The organism is Pseudoalteromonas sp. CuT4-3, from assembly GCF_035666335.1.
GTDB lineage: Bacteria > Pseudomonadota > Gammaproteobacteria > Enterobacterales > Alteromonadaceae > Pseudoalteromonas > Pseudoalteromonas atlantica.
This window is the reverse complement of the sequence record NZ_CP142030.1, coordinates 2,786,167-2,804,260: the sequence shown is the minus strand read 5'-3', so window position 1 is coordinate 2,804,260 and position 18,094 is coordinate 2,786,167. Positions and strand designations below refer to the sequence as shown.

The 18,094-nt window shown below is 42.1% G+C and carries 18 protein-coding genes and 1 pseudogene; 14 read left to right on the top strand and 5 right to left on the bottom strand.

The window, feature by feature from the left end:
* Window positions 1–117 precede the first annotated feature (117 nt).
* Window positions 118–2,997 carry a pitrilysin family protein gene (locus VOI46_RS12925; RefSeq protein WP_004586126.1) on the top strand — a complete coding sequence of 960 codons (2,880 nt, stop codon included), beginning with the start codon at window positions 118–120 and terminating at the stop codon, window positions 2,995–2,997.
* A gap of 87 nt (window positions 2,998–3,084) precedes the next feature.
* Here the strand turns inward: VOI46_RS12925 and VOI46_RS12920 are convergent, their stop codons facing one another.
* The 3 genes from VOI46_RS12920 to VOI46_RS12910 are packed head-to-tail and all read right to left on the bottom strand — an operon-like array spanning window position 3,085 to window position 3,808.
* Window positions 3,085–3,258 carry a hypothetical protein gene (locus VOI46_RS12920; protein WP_004586127.1) on the bottom strand — a complete coding sequence of 58 codons (174 nt, stop codon included), beginning with the start codon at window positions 3,256–3,258 and terminating at the stop codon, window positions 3,085–3,087.
* Window positions 3,259–3,264: 6 nt separating this feature from the next.
* Window positions 3,265–3,399: a helix-turn-helix domain-containing protein gene (locus VOI46_RS12915; protein ID WP_004586128.1), complete on the bottom strand. Its 135-nt coding sequence runs from the start codon at window positions 3,397–3,399 to the stop codon at window positions 3,265–3,267.
* Between the two features lies 1 nt (window position 3,400).
* Window positions 3,401–3,808 (bottom strand): hypothetical protein, encoded by a 408-nt coding sequence (locus VOI46_RS12910; protein WP_039972112.1) that lies wholly within the window; start codon window positions 3,806–3,808, stop codon window positions 3,401–3,403.
* A 295-nt stretch (window positions 3,809–4,103) separates the two neighbouring features.
* On the opposite strand from VOI46_RS12910, the gene VOI46_RS12905 reads away from it, so the two are divergent.
* The 3 genes from VOI46_RS12905 (at window position 4,104) to VOI46_RS12895 (ending at window position 6,699) form a co-directional block, all read left to right on the top strand.
* Window positions 4,104–5,033 carry a GGDEF domain-containing protein gene (locus tag VOI46_RS12905; RefSeq protein ID WP_004586130.1) on the top strand — a complete coding sequence of 310 codons (930 nt, stop codon included), beginning with the start codon at window positions 4,104–4,106 and terminating at the stop codon, window positions 5,031–5,033.
* A gap of 124 nt (window positions 5,034–5,157) precedes the next feature.
* Window positions 5,158–5,976 carry a serine O-acetyltransferase gene (gene cysE, locus VOI46_RS12900; RefSeq protein WP_004586131.1) on the top strand — a complete coding sequence of 273 codons (819 nt, stop codon included), beginning with the start codon at window positions 5,158–5,160 and terminating at the stop codon, window positions 5,974–5,976.
* A 42-nt stretch (window positions 5,977–6,018) separates the two neighbouring features.
* Entirely contained in the window at window positions 6,019–6,699 is a 681-nt protein-coding gene (locus VOI46_RS12895) for a hypothetical protein (protein WP_004586132.1), read from the top strand.
* 11 nt (window positions 6,700–6,710) lie between these two features.
* Here VOI46_RS12895 and xseA read toward each other — a convergent pair whose 3' ends face one another.
* Window positions 6,711–8,042, bottom strand: a complete 1,332-nt coding sequence (gene xseA, locus VOI46_RS12890; protein WP_004586133.1) for an exodeoxyribonuclease VII large subunit — start codon at window positions 8,040–8,042, stop codon at window positions 6,711–6,713.
* 146 nt (window positions 8,043–8,188) lie between these two features.
* Between xseA and guaB the strand changes: the two genes are divergently transcribed.
* The 4 genes and pseudogenes from guaB (at window position 8,189) to VOI46_RS12870 (ending at window position 12,045) form a co-directional block, all read left to right on the top strand.
* Window positions 8,189–9,658, top strand: a complete 1,470-nt coding sequence (gene guaB / locus VOI46_RS12885) for an IMP dehydrogenase (protein ID WP_004586134.1) — start codon at window positions 8,189–8,191, stop codon at window positions 9,656–9,658.
* A gap of 96 nt (window positions 9,659–9,754) precedes the next feature.
* The gene (gene guaA, locus VOI46_RS12880; protein WP_004586135.1) at window positions 9,755–11,332 is read left to right on the top strand and encodes a glutamine-hydrolyzing GMP synthase; all 1,578 of its coding nucleotides are present in this window, start codon (window positions 9,755–9,757) and stop codon (window positions 11,330–11,332) included.
* Window positions 11,333–11,639: 307 nt separating this feature from the next.
* Window positions 11,640–11,804: pseudogene (locus VOI46_RS12875) on the top strand (Arm DNA-binding domain-containing protein); the annotation flags it as partial.
* Window positions 11,770–12,045 (top strand): hypothetical protein, encoded by a 276-nt coding sequence (locus VOI46_RS12870; RefSeq protein ID WP_051063377.1) that lies wholly within the window; start codon window positions 11,770–11,772, stop codon window positions 12,043–12,045. The pseudogene VOI46_RS12875 and the gene VOI46_RS12870, both read left to right, overlap by 35 nt.
* A gap of 432 nt (window positions 12,046–12,477) precedes the next feature.
* On the opposite strand, the gene namA is transcribed toward VOI46_RS12870, so the two are convergent.
* Window positions 12,478–13,563, bottom strand: a complete 1,086-nt coding sequence (namA, locus tag VOI46_RS12865) for an NADPH dehydrogenase NamA (RefSeq protein ID WP_004586137.1) — start codon at window positions 13,561–13,563, stop codon at window positions 12,478–12,480.
* Window positions 13,564–13,676: 113 nt separating this feature from the next.
* On the opposite strand from namA, the gene VOI46_RS12860 reads away from it, so the two are divergent.
* From VOI46_RS12860 to VOI46_RS12835, 6 genes are all read left to right on the top strand, one after another.
* On the top strand, window positions 13,677–14,069 hold the full coding sequence (locus VOI46_RS12860; protein WP_004586138.1) for a helix-turn-helix domain-containing protein: 393 nt from the start codon (window positions 13,677–13,679) through the stop codon (window positions 14,067–14,069).
* A 164-nt stretch (window positions 14,070–14,233) separates the two neighbouring features.
* Window positions 14,234–15,145 (top strand): LysR family transcriptional regulator, encoded by a 912-nt coding sequence (locus VOI46_RS12855; protein WP_004586139.1) that lies wholly within the window; start codon window positions 14,234–14,236, stop codon window positions 15,143–15,145.
* A gap of 128 nt (window positions 15,146–15,273) precedes the next feature.
* Window positions 15,274–15,621, top strand: a complete 348-nt coding sequence (locus tag VOI46_RS12850) for a RidA family protein (protein WP_004586140.1) — start codon at window positions 15,274–15,276, stop codon at window positions 15,619–15,621.
* Window positions 15,602–16,498 carry a PhzF family phenazine biosynthesis protein gene (locus VOI46_RS12845; protein WP_212751110.1) on the top strand — a complete coding sequence of 299 codons (897 nt, stop codon included), beginning with the start codon at window positions 15,602–15,604 and terminating at the stop codon, window positions 16,496–16,498. Before VOI46_RS12850 ends, VOI46_RS12845 begins: the two co-directional genes overlap by 20 nt.
* Before the next feature lie 17 nt (window positions 16,499–16,515).
* Window positions 16,516–16,998, top strand: a complete 483-nt coding sequence (locus VOI46_RS12840; RefSeq protein ID WP_198288819.1) for a RidA family protein — start codon at window positions 16,516–16,518, stop codon at window positions 16,996–16,998.
* A gap of 56 nt (window positions 16,999–17,054) precedes the next feature.
* Window positions 17,055–17,990 (top strand): nucleoside recognition domain-containing protein, encoded by a 936-nt coding sequence (locus VOI46_RS12835; RefSeq protein ID WP_004586143.1) that lies wholly within the window; start codon window positions 17,055–17,057, stop codon window positions 17,988–17,990.
* The last annotated feature ends 104 nt before the right edge of the window (window positions 17,991–18,094 follow it).

The following is an 18,094-nucleotide window of genomic DNA, read 5'->3' as shown; positions in this document are numbered from 1 at the left end:
AGTTGTTTACATTATAAATAGCCGATGAGCTCTTATATTTAGTGGCTTTGGGGCATAATCTAAGCGAGTTAGTATTAAACCTAATAACAAATTTGCTCAATTTAAAAAGGGACAACAATGAAATTTAAATTACTAGCAACAAGCTTAGCGGTATCGCTGGCACTAACAGGCTGCGCAACACAGCAAAGCGAAAACACCCAAGCGGCACAACAACAGCAAACAACAAAAGCTGACGAACGTGTATTTTCGCAAGAGTACTTAATCGAAGAGCTTGATAACGGCTTACGCGTAATGGTTGTTAAAACTGATTACCCCGATGTCGTCTCGCTGCAAATTCCGGTCTCGGTTGGCTCGCGTAATGAAGTAAAAGCAGGTAAAACCGGTTTTGCTCACTTTTTTGAGCACATGATGTTTAAAGGCTCTAAAAAATTTCCGCAAGAGGAATACACTGCCATATTTAAAAGTGCAGGGGTCGATAACCGTGCTTACACCACTAACGATTACACAAACTACCATTTAAACTTTTCAAAGCAGCACCTTGATAAAGTACTTGAAATTGAAGCCGATATTTTTCAAAACTTAACCTACACCGAAGAGCAATTTAGAACCGAAGCGCTAACGGTTAAAGGGGAATATTTAAAAAATAACGCCAGCCCAATTCGTAAGTTATTGAGCGCAGTACGCGAAGAAGCGTTTGATACGCACACTTATAAACATACCACCATGGGCTTTTTTGAAGATATAGAAGCCATGCCAGATCAAATGGCTTACGGTAAAGAATTTTTTGATAAGTTTTATAAGCCTGAATATGTATCGCTAGTGATTGTGGGCGATGTTGACCCACAAGCTACAATGGCTATGGTTAAAAAACATTGGGGTGGCTGGGAAAAAGGCGATTACGTTGCCGATATTAAAGCTGAGCCTGCGCAGCAAGCACCTAAATATGTACATGAGAAAAACGAAGGTTTGCCTGGTCATTGGTTGCTTGTATCTTACAAAGGTGCTGCATGGGAGCCTGCTAAAAAGGACAGAGCCGCACTTGATTTAATCTCACAGCTTTATTTTTCTAATAACTCCGATTTATACCAAGAGCTAGTTGTTGATAAACAAATAGCGAGTCAAATGTTTACCTACAATCCAGAGACAAAAGATCCTGGCTTACTGCATGTGTTTGTAAAAGTAGAAAACGAAGATGATTTAGCAAAAGCACGCGATGCTATTAACCGCACTTACGCAAAAGCACGTACCGAACTTGTTGATGAGCAAAAACTAAGTGATTTAAAGTCTAACCTTAAATACAGCTTTATTAACGGCTTAGATTCATCACAAGCGATTGCATCAACCCTTGCAAGTTATATGCATTTTGAGCGCGACCCAGAGGTTATTAACCAGCTTTATAAATCGGCCGACAACATCACAGCACAAGACATTAAAGCTGTGGCTAATAAATATTTTGTAGATGACGCGCGTACTACCGTAACTATGTCGGCACTTGATAAAGCGCCAGGGTTTGAACAAGAAACAAGCTTAAACGCATTAGTAGCTAAGCGTGATAAAGCGCCAGAGGCACCCGTATTTAAAGTGCTTGATAAAACGAATAGCTCGCCGCTGATTGATGTAAACTTTTTATTCAATACAGGGGCTGCTGCAGACCCGCAAGGTAAAAAAGGGGTTGCTGCGCTCACCGCCGCTATGCTTGCTCAAGGTGGCTCGCAAAGTACGAGTTACAAAGACATACAAAAAGCGCTTTATCCGCTTGCTGGCAGCTTTGGTTATCAAATAGATAAAGAAATGCTGTCATTCCAAGGGCGCATTCATAAAGATAACGCTGCCACATGGTATGCGCTTGTAAGCGATCAGTTACTTAACCCAGGCTTTAGAGACGATGACTTTAAACGCCTTAAAAAAGAAATGATCGACGGTATTAAGTCGGGCTTAAAAGCCTCTAACGATGAAGAGCTAGGTAAAGAAGTGCTTTACAGCGCACTTTACAAAGATCACCCATACGAAAGCTACAATTACGGGGATATTTCGGATTTAGAAGCACTAACGCTTGATGATGTAAAAGCATTTTACAACACAGAGCTTACCCAATCTAAACTAACACTGGGTTTAATTGGCGCTGTGCCAAAAGCGCTTAAAGCAGAAATCATGAGCGACTTAGCAACCTTACCTAAAGGCGAGCAAAGCCGTTTAAGTATTCCTGATGCGCCAGAGCTTGAAGGTCACCATGCCGCGATTGTAGAAAAGTCGGCGCAATCTACTGCGGTATCGTTTGGTTTCCCAATTGATACTATTCGTAGTAGTGAAGATTGGACAGCCCTTTGGCTGGTGCGTTCGTACTTTGGTGAGCACCGTAGTTCTAACTCATACTTGTATGAGCGAATTCGTCAAACACGTGGTATGAACTACGGCGATTACGCCTACATTGAGTACTTCCCACGTGGCATGTTTCAAACTAAGCCTGATGCAAACTTAGGACGCTCTGAGCAAATATTCCAAATTTGGTTACGCCCGCTGCGCTCTAATAACGATGCACACTTTGCAACACGTACCGCGCTGTTTGAGCTGGATAAGCTTATTAAAAATGGCTTAACCGAAAAAGACTTTGAAGCAACACGTAACTTTTTAATTAACTACGTACCGCAGCTTGTCGCAAGTCAAAACCGCCAATTAGGTTATGCACTTGATAGTGAATTTTATAACACAGAGTCGTTTGTAAAATACGTGACAAGTAAACTTGAAAAGCTAACGCTTGCTGATGTTAATCGCGTGATTAAAGATAATTTGCAAACAGATAACGTACAGTACGTGTTTATTACCGGTGACGGCGAAGACATGAAAAAACGTTTAGTGTCAGAGCAAACATCGCCAATGGTTTACAACACAGAAAAACCAGCAGCGCTTGTTGCTGAGGATAAAGTCATTGCCGATTATAAATTAGCTATTCCAGCTAACAACATTGAAGTAATGGCTGTTGAAAAAGTGTTTCAGTAATTAATCTCTTTTTCTAACATATAAAAAATGCCCCAGTGCTTATAGCCTGGGGCATTTTTATTTAATTAATGCTATTAAAGCGTAATATTAGTTAGTCGCTAAAAGCACTGAGCCTGCGCCTAGAGCAAAGCTTATTAAGGAGCTAATAACCACTCCCGCTAAAAAGCTTTTAGTTGGCGTACTTTTAACGTCATTATTTATAGGCTCATCAAGTTTAATGAGCTCGCCTTGGCGTACTTCAAGTACCGCGCAAAGCGCCATAGTGGTTTATTTAGAAGCGGCGCCTTCTTTTTCTACCCGTTGAATGGTCCGCAAACTTACATCGCAGGCATCTGCGAGCTGTTGCTGCGTCCAATCTAACTTACTTCTAAGCGATTTAACTGTTGTAGGATTTAATTGCACGTTAAAGCTTCCCTACAAATAGTTCAACAATTGTTGCCGTTGTATAGCCAAACACCGCCCCACCCAATGTACAGCCAGCAAGAAAAAATGCTGCTTTTTTAGGATCGTCTGAAAGACTACTTTGAACTTGTTTGGCTATCACACTGCTATTTTTATAAAGAGTGCACTCCAGACGCCCTGTAAGTATATTAAGCATGTCAAATTTTACTTGGTACTGTGAGCCCTCAAAAGCAAAAGAGTGTGTGCTTGCACAGTAGATATTTTGTTTTTTACTGAATAGGTCATCGTTTACAAACACTTCTTCTTTACCCGTAAAGTAGATTCCAAAACAGGCTATTTGATTGTCGCCATCTTGAAAGTAAAATTTATAACCAAGCTTTTTTGTATTCAATATATCGTTTTTCATCATCGTTATCCTTGTTGAGTTGATGATGCTAATTTAGCGTTTGTTTTTATTTTTTACGCCGTCAGTAGTATGCCAGTAGCTAGTTTGGCATATGACAGTAACCTGTCATGCTGCTTTAGTATCTGATTTTTAATGTAAAAGTAAAATTTTTATATTTTTTATAGACTACTTAGCTGTCATACGGAGTATTACTTCACATTAATAAATTATGCAACTAGCGTGAAGTAAAGTAATAATATTGTGTTAAAAAATTGTTATTGATTATAATGATTAACAACAAAGCTAAAATGGAAAGCTCGTGATTGACGATAAAGCGTTTTTTAAGTTGGTACTAGATACCACGCCCGACCAAGTAGTGGTTATTAATTCTAAAGGCGACATAGTTTATATAAACCGAAGCTGGCAAAACTTTGGTGAGCAAAACGATTGTGCCTGCTGTGATATGTGGGAGCAGCAAAATTACTTAGCAGAGTGTGAAAAAGCTGCTAAAAAAGGAGATAGCTTTGGTTTAAAGGCATTTAACGGCATTAAATCAGTTATTTCGGGGGCTAATGACGACTTCTATTTAGAATATCCATGCCATAGTGAAGATGAAAAGCGTTGGTTTATGATGCGAGTAGTGCCGTTTAGCCATACCGATAAAGCGTATTACGCTATTAGTCATCAAAATATTACCGAGCGTAAACTTGCTGAAGAGCAAGTACAAAAACTTGCCGCTATTGATGGCTTAACTGATATTGCTAACCGAGGCTTTTTTGATACCTTTTTAGAGCAAGAGTGGAATCGTTGTCAGCGTTTAGGTATGCCGCTTTCGTTGGCTATTATTGATATAGATGATTTTAAATTACTCAATGATACTTACGGCCACCAACAAGGCGATACATGCTTAAAAAGGTTGGCTAAAGTACTCAATGAATTTACTAAACGCCCAGGTGATTTATGTGCCCGTTTTGGTGGTGAAGAATTTGTTTTAGTGTATGGAAATACAAACTCAGATCAGGCCTTGTTAGTATTGAACGATATTTTAGAAAAATTAAAACAGTTAAACATTGAAAATAAACATTCATTACCAAGCAGAACCCTTACAGTGAGTGTAGGCCTCACTACTATTACACCCAGTAGTGACTTTACCTGTGCGTATTTAATCAAAGAAGCAGACGATTTACTTTATAAAGCAAAAGATAAAGGAAAAGATGCTTTGTGTGTGAGTGATTTAGCACTCATATAATTTTTTTACTCTTAGTTATACCTAATAACCAGAACAAATAACTAAGGCGTTAACACCTTAGGCTTTAAATCCGTTAAACTTAGGAAAAGGCTCTTTTTATATCAATTTAAGGCAGTGTAGTATTATGCGTCATGAAATTTGGCAACAGCTTCGTAGTGAAGCTAATGAAGTTGTAACTCGCGAACCCCTTTTAGCAAGTCATGTGTATTCATGCATTTTAAATCATGAGTGTTTAGGTTCGGCGTTAAGCTTTATTGTTGCTAATAAGTTGGCAGATGCTGTTGTATCGGCTTTTACAATACGTGAGTTATTCGACCAAGCGTTTGTAAAGTGCGACCGTATGCTTACTTATGTGGCCGAAGATATTAAAGCCGTTAAAGACAGAGACCCGGCAGCCGAAACCTACCTTACGGTTATTTTAAACTTAAAAGGGTTTCATGCTATTCAAGCGCATCGTTTAGCTAACTGCTTGTGGCAGCAAAACCGTAAAGAGCTTGCTCGTTTTATTCAAAGCCGAACCTCAGAAGTGTTTGGGGTTGATATTCACCCTGCGTGTCAGGTTGGTAAAGGGATAATGTTTGACCACGCCACCGGTATTGTTATTGGTGAAACGGCGGTAATTGAAGATAACGTATCAATACTGCAATCGGTCACGCTTGGTGGTACGGGTAACGAGCAGGGCGACCGTCATCCTAAAATTAGAGCCGGTGTGCTTATTGGTGCAGGCGCTAAAGTGCTGGGTAATATTGAAGTAGGCGAGGGCGCACGTATTGGCGCAGGTTCAGTCGTTTTAACTGCGGTACCGCCACATACCACCGCTGTAGGCGTACCGGCTAAAATTATTGGCAGACCGGATTGTCCGTGTCCGGCGCAAAGTATGAACCAAAACTTTTTAACCACTCCAGAGCCTGAAAACGAATCACACACCAGCGCCATGCTGTAATAGCAGCCTGTATAAATAAAAATAATTTTAAAAGGAATTAAAATGAACAAAAATAGCTTATTAACACTAGGGATAGGATTTATTGCGGGTGTAGGTTTAACGTGGAGCTACTTTAATTTATCTTCAAGTGACGCAAACCCCGCAAAGTTACAACATGCTGATACAAAGCAGCAGGCACCTTTTGTTCAGCCAGTTAAAAGCAGTGAAGCAACAGCAAAGCGTGTTGTACCCGCTGCCCCTGAACAAAGCGCTCATATAGAGCAAAAAGATAATCCCCCTAAACCAGAACCACAACCGCTAGATGAGCTTCCTTTAGAAGAGCAAGTATCGCAACTTAAACAGCAATTAGCAGCGCAAAAAGCCTTGATGAAAAACGCGGCGCAGCAGCTGCGTGACCCCTCTGATGCACAAGCCGTTTTGCAAGCGCAATTTGATGAGCAAATACGTAATGAAGAGTGGGCTTATCAAACAGAAATAGCTTTACAAGATTTTTTACTTACCTCTGATCTAAGCTCTATCCCAGAGATTGTTAGTGCAGCGTGTAAAACCACAGTATGTAAATTTGAACTTGCTGCACCTACTGATAACGACTCGTTTGATCATACCCAATGGCGAGAGCTAAACGATAAGTTAATGAAGCAAGAGTTTTGGTTGCAATTTAAAAGAACAACCTCAACGTCAAGCGACACCGAACTAACCTTACTAATGGCCACAGAGCTTTAACTGAAAGAGCTTTACAACACCGTTGATTTTATAGCGCCATCGGCCAGCTCTGTAATTAGCACGTCACCCGTTTTAATGTGATCTACCGATTTAATCACTTTGCCTTGTTGGGTTTTGGTTATGCTGTAACCGCGCGCTAAAACATTAAGTGGACTTACCGAGTCGAGCCTACTCGCTTGCAGCGCTAAACTATTTTGCGCGTGTTGCAACTTGTGCTGCATTGCTTGCTCAAGCCGAGTTTGTATCTGCATAAGCTGATGGCTGGCCTGCGATAACTTTTTATCAGGCGATTGACGCATTAAACGCGGGGTTAAATTATTAAGCGTGCGCTCTTGTTGGTAAAGGCGATTGCGCATGCCCTGTTGTAAGGCAATAGTTAGCTCATCTAATCGCTGCGTTTTTTGATTAAGTTGATTGCGCGGATGACACAAGTTAAGCCGATGCTGTAACTCTGTTGCTAGTGCACGCTTATCGGCCATATCGTGTTTAAAGGCATTATTTAACCGGTTAATGAGCTCAATAACCTTGCCATGTAGCTCTTGCGTGTTGGGGCTGACAAGCTCAGCGGCTGCTGAGGGCGTTGCTGCGCGTACATCGGCAACGTAGTCGCTTATGGTTGTGTCTATTTCGTGGCCTACCGCACTGACTATGGGTAATTCACTTTGATAAATAGCACGCGCAAGCTGCTCATGGTTAAAGCACCATAAATCTTCTAACGAGCCACCGCCTCGCCCTACAATAAGTACGTCGACCTCATTGCGTGCATTGGCTAACTGTATTTGGTTAATTAAGTGCACATGGGCTTCTTTGCCTTGCACCATGGCTGGGTAAATAATGACTTCTAATTGCGGTGCGCGGCGTTTAAGTACGGTTAATATATCTTTTATAGCAGCGCCCGTTGCTGAGGTTATTACACCTACACGGTTTATATTTTGCGGCAGTGGTTTTTTATAGGCCGAACTAAACAAGCCCTCAGCGGCTAGGCGCATTTTTAATGCATCAAACTCTTGCTTAAGCTGGCCTTCACCGGCAGGTTCCATATGCTCAACAATAAGCTGATAATCACCGCGTGGTTCGTAAAGTGAAACACGGGCTCTTACTGTTACTTGTGTGCCGTTTTCAGGGCGGTAACTTTGAGAGCGGTTATTGCCGCGCCACATAGCCGCTTTAATTTGTGCTTTTTCATCTTTTAACGAAAAGTACCAGTGCCCAGAAGCAGGGGTAATAAAGTTAGAAATTTCGCCTGTTAAAATTAGCGATGCAAAGCCCTGCTCAAGAACTGTACGAATCTCTCTGTTAAGGCGCGATACGGTGTAAACCGTTTGCGAAGGCTTCGAAAACATAAAAAACAACCTAAAACTATTATGAGGCAAGTTATAAGGCAAGTTTATCATAAATATTTGCGAAATATTATTTACGAATGCCCACAACGCTGTTAAAATTTGGCCGCAATTCCTTATCTTAGATCCACATGTGAGAAGTTGCCAAAATGCTTAGAATCGCTAAAGAAGCTCTTACCTTTGATGACGTACTTTTAGTACCTGGTCATTCTACTGTTTTGCCACACACGGCAAATATTTCAACTCGCTTAACGCGTGGTATCAAACTTAACTTGCCGCTTATTTCAGCATCTATGGATACTGTTACAGAAGCTCGTTTAGCTATTGCCCTCGCGCAGGAAGGTGGTCTTGGTTTTATCCATAAAAACATGACCATTGAAGAACAAGCGAGAAACGTACGTAAAGTTAAAACCTACGAAGCAGGTATTGTGTCATTCCCTGTTACTGTGTCTGCCGATTTAACCATTGCAGATGCGACGCTTCTTTCGCAAGAAAAAGGGTTCTCGGGATTCCCGGTTACTGATAGCGAAAATAACCTACTAGGTATTGTTACTGGTCGTGACATGCGTTTTGAAACGAAGCTTGAACAGCCAGTTTCTAGCGTTATGACTAAAAAAGACAAACTGGTAACGGTTCAAGAAGGCGCATCGCGCGAAGAAATTTTAGGTTTAATGCACGAACACCGTATTGAAAAAATCTTAGTGGTTGATGATGCGTTTAAACTAAAAGGCATGATCACCGTAAAAGATTACCAAAAAGCGCAAGACAAACCACATGCATGTAAAGACGAGCTAGGTCGTTTACGTGTAGGTGCTGCAGTTGGTGTTGGCGCAGGTACTGATGAGCGAATTGCTGCATTAGTAGAGGCGGGTGTTGATGTTTTACTTATCGATACTTCACACGGCCACTCACAAGGTGTTATTGACCGTGTTTCTCAAACTCGTGAAACTTACCCAGATTTACAAATTATTGCCGGTAACGTTGCTACAGCCGAAGGCGCAATTGCCCTTGCTGATGCAGGTGTGGATGCGGTTAAAGTAGGTATTGGCCCAGGTTCAATTTGTACTACGCGTATTGTTACAGGTTGTGGTGTGCCACAAATTACGGCTATTTCTGATGCGGTAGATGGCTTACAAGGGCGTGACATTCCAGTAATTGCTGATGGCGGTATTCGTTTTTCTGGCGATATTGTTAAAGCATTGGTTGCGGGTGCATCGTGTGTAATGGTGGGCTCAATGCTTGCTGGTACAGAAGAAGCGCCAGGCGAAGTTGAACTTTACCAAGGCCGTTACTACAAATCTTACCGTGGTATGGGCTCATTAGGTGCGATGGATCAAAAAGAAGGTTCGTCGGATCGTTACTTCCAAAAATCTAACCAAGCTGACAAATTAGTACCTGAAGGTATTGAAGGTCGCGTCGCTTATAAAGGCCCAATTGCAACGATTATTCATCAGCAAGTGGGTGGCCTTCGTAGCGCAATGGGATTAACGGGTTGTGCCACCATTGAAGAGCTAAATACTAAACCGCAGTTTGTACGTGTTACATCTGCAGGTATGGGTGAGTCGCACGTTCACGATGTGCAAATTACCAAAGAAGCGCCTAACTACCGCTTAGGTTAAACAACACGTTTAAATTACGGGGCTGGAATTACCAGCCCTCTTTTATAGCCACTAAGCAAATTAGTGGAATCTAGCATCTACTTTACGAGATCCTTCATGAGCAAAGATATTCACGATTCACGAATTCTAATTTTAGATTTTGGTTCGCAATACACTCAATTAATCGCGCGTCGTATCCGCGAAATTGGCGTTTACTGTGAGCTGTGGGCATGGGATGTGACCAAAGAGCAAATTCGCGAATTTAATCCACAAGGTATTATTTTATCTGGTGGCCCTGAGTCAACCACACTAGAGAACAGCCCGCGTGCACCTGAATACGTGTTTAACGCTGGCGTGCCAGTGCTGGGTATTTGTTACGGCATGCAAACCATGGCAGCTCAACTTGGCGGCAGTGTACACAGCTCAGATAAAAAAGAGTTTGGTTATGCACAAGTAGAAAAAGTGGGTAACTGTGCATTATTCGATGCAATTGAAGATCATATTACCGATGGCGGCAACGGCGTTTTAGACGTGTGGATGAGCCACGGCGACAAAGTAATGGAAGTGCCGGCAAGCTTTAGCACCACAGCTAAAACACCAACGTGTCCGCATGCTGCTATGTCTAACGAAGAAAAACGTTTTTACGGTGTACAATTTCACCCAGAAGTAACGCACACTCATCAAGGACAACGTTTATTAGAGCGTTTTGCAATTGATATTTGTGGATGTGAAAAGCTATGGACACCTGCCAAAATTATTGATGATGCTATTGAGCGCATTAAAGAAACCGTTGGCGATGATGAAGTTATTTTAGGCTTATCAGGAGGTGTTGATTCATCTGTTGTAGCAATGCTGATTCACCGTGCAATTGGCGAAAACCTAACATGTGTATTTGTTGATAATGGCTTACTTCGCTTAAACGAAGGTCAGCAAGTTATGGACATGTTTGGCAATAAATTTGGCTTAAACATTGTTAAAGTAGACGCTGAGGAGCAATTTTTAGCTGACCTTGCGGGCAAATCAGATCCAGAAGAAAAACGTAAAGCCATTGGCCATACGTTTATTAATGTATTTGATGAGCAAGCTAAAAAGCTTAAAAATGCGAAGTGGTTAGGTCAAGGGACTATTTACCCAGACGTAATAGAATCAGCCGCTTCAGCGACAGGTAAAGCACACGTAATTAAATCTCACCACAACGTGGGCGGCTTACCAGATGACATGAAAATGGGCTTAGTTGAGCCATTACGTGAATTATTTAAAGACGAAGTACGTAAAATTGGTTTAGAGCTTGGTTTACCGTACGACATGCTTTACCGCCACCCATTCCCAGGGCCAGGTTTAGGTGTACGTGTACTTGGCGAAATTAAAAAAGAGTACTGTGATTTACTACGCCGTGCTGATGCTATCTTTATTGAAGAGCTACACAAAGCTGAGCTTTATCATAAAGTAAGCCAAGCGTTTACTGTATTCTTACCTGTTAAGTCGGTAGGGGTTATGGGCGATGCACGTAAATATGATTGGGTTGTTTCACTACGTTGTGTTGAAACTATCGACTTTATGACGGCGCGTTGGTCACATTTACCGTATGAGTTTTTAGGTGTGGTTTCTAACCGTATCATTAACGAAATTGACGGTATCTCACGTGTTGTTTACGATATTTCTGGTAAACCACCGGCTACTATTGAGTGGGAATAATCCTCCTTTAAGAAAGGTCTGGCATTAACAGGCACGAAATCAACCTTAAGTCCGCGTAATTGCGGACTTTTTTTGTTTTTGGCTTAGTCAATTTTGGCAATGTCTGGCAACGCCAAGCACGGTTTGACCGTGGTATTTTGATGGGTATGATTCATCAGTAATGCCATGGATTACGCCCGATACCATGCTGAGTGTTTTTGATGGGGCATGGTATTAAATTTTTATATCTATTTGTTTTATAAAGATTAACCTCTGGTTTTTTAAGGGTGTTTCAGCATGGTATTAAACAATAATAATAGGTCGAAACATGCTGACTGATACCAAACTACGCAATCTCAAACCCAAAGATAAACTTTACAAAGTCAATGACCGTGATGGCCTCTATGTTGCTGTCACCAAAGCGGGGTCTATCTCCTTTCGCTACAACTACTCAATCAATGGCAGGCAAGAAACCATCACCTTTGGACGCTACCCTTGCGGAGGTAATTGGTTTCTTCGCAGTGATGTTCATTGTGATGCTGGTCTTCTATTTTTTTGGGCAGTGGCTGTACAACACCGGACACGGCCCGAAGATGAAAGCCATTGCTGACAAAGTGGAGGTATTCCAAAACAGGTTAGCCGGGCGTGTTTACAAGGACATGACGAGATCGGTCGATAAAATCGACAAAATGAGACGTTGGCCGTTTGGCCGTTTGGCCGACGCAAGTAGTTAGAAAGCACACGGGCCGGTGATGGTGCACCGGCCCGCATTTCTATATATCTCCGACCGATATGTTATGTGTCATAGAAAACGCAATTTATATCTGGACAAAGCCTTGCCAAGTATTTTACTAGTTTAGCAAGTGATGAATCACTACAGGTATCGAATTGTTTAAAGAACTGTCTAGATTCTGATGATTTGATTGTGGTTTAACGACATTTGAACTTATTGTCTTAGATTCAGCAGCCATCGAGATAAAAATCATTGCAACTGGTTTATCCAAGTCAACTTAACTGACTGTATTTGCTATATTAGATCAATCTGATTTATTAATCTGATTTTTCAACGAGGTTATCCCCTTGATATGCCCTATCAGGGGGATAACAGGATAGATCCTGTATTTCAATTTGAAGGTAAAAAACCGGAATATATCGAACCCTGAACATCAGGTGTTCGTGCACTCCACTGTTATATCTAATGGCGCGGCAGGTAATCTTGGTTGTGAACGCTGCCAGCCAGAGCCGTAACGAGTGTATTGTGGTGGCACTGAAATAGCCACTTTTAGATCATCAGCTGCGGTGCGAGCCCAGAAAGGGTCTTTGAGCATATCTCGGCCTACAAAAACAAAATCTGCACGACCATTCTGTAAAATTTCTTCCGCCTGACGACCAGTTTCGATAAGCCCAACAGCACCTGTTTTGATGTCCAACTCTCGACGAAGAAGTTCAGCCGCAGGAACCTGATAGTTCGGATAAGTGTTTACGTCAACCATAGCAATACCGCCAGTTGAACAATCAATAAGATCAATACCTTGCTCCTTCATCCACTTACCGTAAACGAGGAAGTCCTCTGGCCGATTACCGCCTTCAGCATAATCCGTAGAAGAGATACGAAGGAACAGTGGGCCGTCCCACTCGCTGCGTACTACATCAATAACTTCGCGCACAATACGATAACGGTTTTCCTGATTCCCACCATACTCATCCGCACGTTTATTCGCCAATGGTGACAAAAACTGATTCAATAAATATCCGTGTGCACAGTGAATTTCAATTACATCGAAACCGGCTTCACGAGCACGGCGCGCACCTTGGCGAAATGCTTCAACGACCTCTTTAATTTGATCGACAGTCATAGCTTGTGGCACGCGAGAATCAGAAGTAAAAGGAATCGCAGAAGGTGCAATTGAAGGTAAGTCAATACCCAGTTGACGCCCAGCATGACCAATTTGTGCACCCGCTTTGGAACCGAAGCGATGAATAGCGCTAGTCACCCGTGCTAGACCTTCAATATGACTATCATCCCATATGCCGATGTCACCAGGTCCAATGGGTCCATTAGGTAATACTGAGGCTGTCTCCAGCATGATGAGACCTGCTCCTCCAAGGGCTCGAGCTCCGTAATGGACTACATGAAAATCATTAATATGCCCGTTATCTGACGCCGAGTGCATGCACATGGGGGACATCGCAATACGGTTGCGAAACTCAATACCATTGATGGTAATTGGTTCAAAAAGTAAGGTTGACATTATTTCTCCAGAAAGTGACTTGCTATTAAGGCTAACTAAACTAACATATAAACAAAATTATTAAATACAGCAAAAAATACATATACTTACCTAAAGGTAACTTAGAGGTGAACATGAAGAAATTACGTAACTACGATTCAGCCCCAGGGTGCTCCATGGAAGCAGCTCTTCATATCATGGGAGGAAAATGGAAAGGAGTAATCCTTTATCATCTCTTCAAAGATGGAACCCTCCGCTTTAGTGAACTACAACGTTTTATGCCTAGTATTAATCAACGATTACTTACGAAGCAGCTACGCGAGCTGGAAGAAGATGGACTAGTTCTACGCAAGGTTTATGCTGTCGTTCCGCCTAAGGTTGAGTATTCACTGAGTGAAGAGGGGAGGGAACTAAATAAGCTTGTTTTGGATCTAAGTATATGGGGTAGGCAATGGCTAGAAAAACGAGGGTTGAAAACAGCAATTGAAGAGGATATTGACGAACTAAAAAAAGCGTTGTTACCTTAAAACTCAATGGATTAATACTATTCCAGAATTATTCGACATATTTAATTCCTGAATCGCTAACCTATACAGGGAAAAATCAGGACGTTACCTCGTGTATTGTTAAAACACTAGCAGATTCCGTACAACTTCGCAGGTGTTTACTAGACTGCAGGCCCCTATTTATAATGAAAATAAACAGCCAACATATTGATGAAATAGCGGCACTGCTAGCCATTGCTGCTAACGGAACTTTTGCCGCCGCCGGAAAAGCAATTGGACGACATCCTACCATTATTTCTAAACGTATAGCGTCATTGGAGACCCGTCTGGGGGTTCGTTTGGTTGAACGCACGACACGCCAAGTTCAACTAACAGATACAGGCAAACGTCTCGCTGATAAATATAGGGTAGCGACTGACCTTATAGAGGAAGCGCAGGAAGAAGCGACTGAAAACGCGAATAATCTAAGTGGAAGACTAAAACTGGCTTTTCCAGCCACTATGGGACGTTTGTGGTTAGCACCGAAAATTCCGGAATTCATGGTGAAGTATCCCAATCTAGAGCTAGATATTAGCTATAGCGATAATTATGTCGATCTTATTGAAGGTGGCTTTGATGCTGCTATTCGAATTGGGCATCTGACCGACAGTCGTCTCGTTGCACGTAAGCTGATCAGCCATAAACGAATTCTCGTTGCGTCACCTAATTATTTGCAACAGCATGGAACGCCTCTAGAGCCAGACCAACTACTTGAACACAACTGTATCGGTAACCCCAGTCTTCACTCCTACCCGATATGGCGCCTGTCCGATGGACAACAACTAGCCATGGTTCGTACCAACGGAACCTTAGTCACTAACGATAGTATCGCCATGCTAGAGGCGGCAAAGGCTGGCATTGGAATACTTGGTGCTGGAGAGTGGCTTGTTGCTCAAGACATACATTCAGGGTCCTTAGTGCAATTAATGCCGCAATGGCATTTTGATAGTGATGGAGGAATTTATCTGGTTCGAGCGTCGCGTCACTATATATCAGCTCGCACAGGCGCATTTGGTGAATGGATTTCACAGCTATTTCAGGCAGCACCATGGAAATAATAGTTAGTGCTACTTTTACGTCTGATTCATGCAAATAATGCATGAGTATTGTGCAAATTTAAGATATTGCCTCCCACCGTGCATGTTGACACAATCACCTCCAGCAGATAATCAAAGGAGATCTCAATATGCCACACCTTTCCCCAGCAATAAAATCAGGCTCATTTCTGTTCTTATCCGGCCAGCTTGCGTTCGATAGCAACGGCAAAATCCAAGGTGATGTTGAAGAGCAGACAGCTTTAATTCTTGCTCATCAGTTTAAGGTCCTGGCTGAATATAATTTGGGGCCAGAAAATGTCGTAAAAGCCGGTGTATGGATTACCGAGCGAAGTAATTTTCAGAAATTTGATGCCGCATTTGCCCGCACATTTGGTGACCATTTGCCAACTCGTTCTACCGTTATCTCACAACTGGCTCTTGAAGATGCTTTGGTTGAAATAGACTTAGTGGCTTCCTTTGAACCGCTTACCTGTTGATATATTGGCATATCTTTGTAATTCCTTACTTTCGGAGAAAAATATTATGAATATTCAGCGTATTGCTGCATTCTCAAACGGTTCAGAAGGGGGAAATCCCGCTGGCGTTGTTCTATGTGAATTGATGCCTGACACCAAAACGATGCAAACATTGGCAGCAGATATTGGTTATTCAGAAACAGTATTTGCAGCTCCTAACGATACAGGTTGGCGAGTTCGATATTTTTCACCAGAAGTAGAGGTAGACTTTTGCGGTCATGCAACCATTGCACTCGGCTCCGCTCTTGCGCGAGATTTTGGGTCTGGAACCTTTCACTTAACACTCAATCACGCGCAAATCAGCGTTGAAGGCTACTTCTCTGAGCAGGACTGGGGGGCTTCATTTATCTCTCCATCTACTCATAGCCGCCCAATTAGTAAGGAATTACTCGCTGAAGCCCTCGCTTTATTTGGCCTCAGCGAGGCGAACCTTGATCTACGAATTCCGCCTGCGATAGCTCATGGCGGTGGAGATCACTTGATCCTTGCCTTAAAAGACAGACAAACATTGCAAGCGATGCAGTATAACCAAGAAGATGGTCGTCATTTATCTCTTCGAGAAAAGCTGGTGACATTTAACCTGATTTACGCTGAGCAGAATCAAGTATTCCACTCACGAAATCCGTTTCCTGTAGGAGGAGTATTTGAAGACCCTGCAACTGGAGCGGCGGCAGCAGCACTTTCTGGATATCTCAGAGATATCACTTGGCCACATCAAGGATCTATCGTGGTTTATCAAGGGGAAGATATGGGTATGTCTTCATGCTTAACCGCTGAGATCTCACCTCAAATTGGTTCTGGGATCAAAGTGTCAGGCAGCGCACGGTTGCTTAGCTGATCAAATAACATTCACTAATGATTGAGAAGATTGGTATGCCAATATCACCAGAGAAAGCACTTGAATCACTTAATATTATTTTACCCTCAGCTCCTAAACCAGCAGGTCAATATCAACCTGCTGGTTTAGTTGGAAATATGCTTTATTTATCTGGGCAAGGACCAAGAAGTGAAGATGGGCAATTTATAACAGGAACTTTGGGTAACGATCTTACCGTACAGGAAGGTTATTTGGCTGGGCGCAATGTGGGGTTACAAATACTGGCCGTTGCAAAAGATGTATTAGGTGATTTATCACGTATTGATTCGGTCGTTAAATTATTTGGTATGGTCAATGCCAGCGATAGCTTCGTTGACCATGCCAAAGTTGTGAACGGTTGCTCTGACTTACTAGTTGAAGTTTTAGGCGAGAGGGGCTATCACACCCGCTCTGTCATGGGAGCTAATTCACTGCCTTTTAACATGATTCTTCAGGTAGATGCCATCTTTTCAATTAAATAAACACTACTTTAAAAGACCTCTACTTTTAACGCTAAAGGTATCTTTCAGGAATCAGCATGTCATTCATTGAAATTATTTTGTCTTCAGGTCGGTTCTCTGTTGATATCGCGCTTTATACGCTTCTCCCTGTCATGATAGTCATGCTGTGTATCATGAAAGTGCTGGAAACAAAGGGGATAATGGATATCATTGTTAAGAAGCTGACTCCAATTTTTAAGCCATTTGGCTTAACGGGAATGAGCACCTTCGCCTTACTTCAGATGAACTTTATCAGTTTCGCGGCTCCACTTGCTACGTTGTCTATTATGCAAAGTCGAGGTGTATCAGACCGACACTTAGCCGCAACCTTGGCGATGCTATTAGCAATGGCGCAAGGTAATATTCTCTATCCAATGATCCCTTTAGGCCTCAACTGGACAGCAGCAATTGTCATTTCTATCATCGGTGGATTATGTGCATCTTCATTGACTTGGTATTTCTCAGGGCGGAATTTATCAGATAAAGACAATCATTCTTCAGACCAAGCGTCAAATGACAGTTCGTCCCATAGTGGTTTAATAAAGGTGATTAATGATGCTGGCATTGACGCAATTCGATTAGCTGTAGGTGCTATTCCAATGCTAACGTTGTCAATTACTATTGTCGGCATTCTCAAAGCCGCAGGAGCCGTTACTGCTCTAGAGCAAACATTATTGCCTCTGTTGAACGCCGTCAATATATCTTCCATGTTTGTTATGCCCACTCTGGCAAAATACCTAGGTGGAGGGACTGCTTATTTAGGTGTCGCGACTGATTTGATTCAACAAGGCAATATGTCCGCTACGCAGATAAATACCTCCGCCGGATTTCTGGTTAATACATTCGACTTACCAGGTGTAGGTATATTCTTAGGTTTAAGCTATCGTTTTGTACGACTATTTAAATATGCAATACCAGGGATATTATTAGGAATATTAGTGAGAGCGTTGCTTCACTTTTTAATTTTAGGCTAATAAAACAGAAAAGCACTCTCAATCAAAGAGGAGGAATTTAAGAACAAATTAAATCAATAAAAAATATAATAAAATTCAAACTACATATTATTTAGAACGAGAGC

Excerpts from the sequence above, each read along its gene's own strand:
- VOI46_RS12840 (WP_198288819.1), top strand. The coding sequence starts at position 16,516 with ATGATTGAGAAGATTGGTATGCCAATATCACCAGAGAAAGCACTTGAA.
- cysE (WP_004586131.1), top strand. The coding sequence starts at position 5,158 with ATGCGTCATGAAATTTGGCAACAGCTTCGTAGTGAAGCTAATGAAGTT.
- VOI46_RS12855 (WP_004586139.1), top strand. The coding sequence starts at position 14,234 with ATGAAAATAAACAGCCAACATATTGATGAAATAGCGGCACTGCTAGCC.
- VOI46_RS12860 (WP_004586138.1), top strand. The coding sequence starts at position 13,677 with ATGAAGAAATTACGTAACTACGATTCAGCCCCAGGGTGCTCCATGGAA.
- guaB (WP_004586134.1), top strand. The coding sequence starts at position 8,189 with ATGCTTAGAATCGCTAAAGAAGCTCTTACCTTTGATGACGTACTTTTA.
- VOI46_RS12910 (WP_039972112.1), bottom strand. The coding sequence starts at position 3,808 with ATGATGAAAAACGATATATTGAATACAAAAAAGCTTGGTTATAAATTT.
- VOI46_RS12835 (WP_004586143.1), top strand. The coding sequence starts at position 17,055 with ATGTCATTCATTGAAATTATTTTGTCTTCAGGTCGGTTCTCTGTTGAT.
- guaA (WP_004586135.1), top strand. The coding sequence starts at position 9,755 with ATGAGCAAAGATATTCACGATTCACGAATTCTAATTTTAGATTTTGGT.
- VOI46_RS12850 (WP_004586140.1), top strand. The coding sequence starts at position 15,274 with ATGCCACACCTTTCCCCAGCAATAAAATCAGGCTCATTTCTGTTCTTA.
- VOI46_RS12895 (WP_004586132.1), top strand. The coding sequence starts at position 6,019 with ATGAACAAAAATAGCTTATTAACACTAGGGATAGGATTTATTGCGGGT.
- VOI46_RS12925 (WP_004586126.1), top strand. The coding sequence starts at position 118 with ATGAAATTTAAATTACTAGCAACAAGCTTAGCGGTATCGCTGGCACTA.
- xseA (WP_004586133.1), bottom strand. The coding sequence starts at position 8,042 with ATGTTTTCGAAGCCTTCGCAAACGGTTTACACCGTATCGCGCCTTAAC.
- VOI46_RS12870 (WP_051063377.1), top strand. The coding sequence starts at position 11,770 with ATGGCAGGCAAGAAACCATCACCTTTGGACGCTACCCTTGCGGAGGTA.
- namA (WP_004586137.1), bottom strand. The coding sequence starts at position 13,563 with ATGTCAACCTTACTTTTTGAACCAATTACCATCAATGGTATTGAGTTT.
- VOI46_RS12920 (WP_004586127.1), bottom strand. The coding sequence starts at position 3,258 with ATGGCGCTTTGCGCGGTACTTGAAGTACGCCAAGGCGAGCTCATTAAA.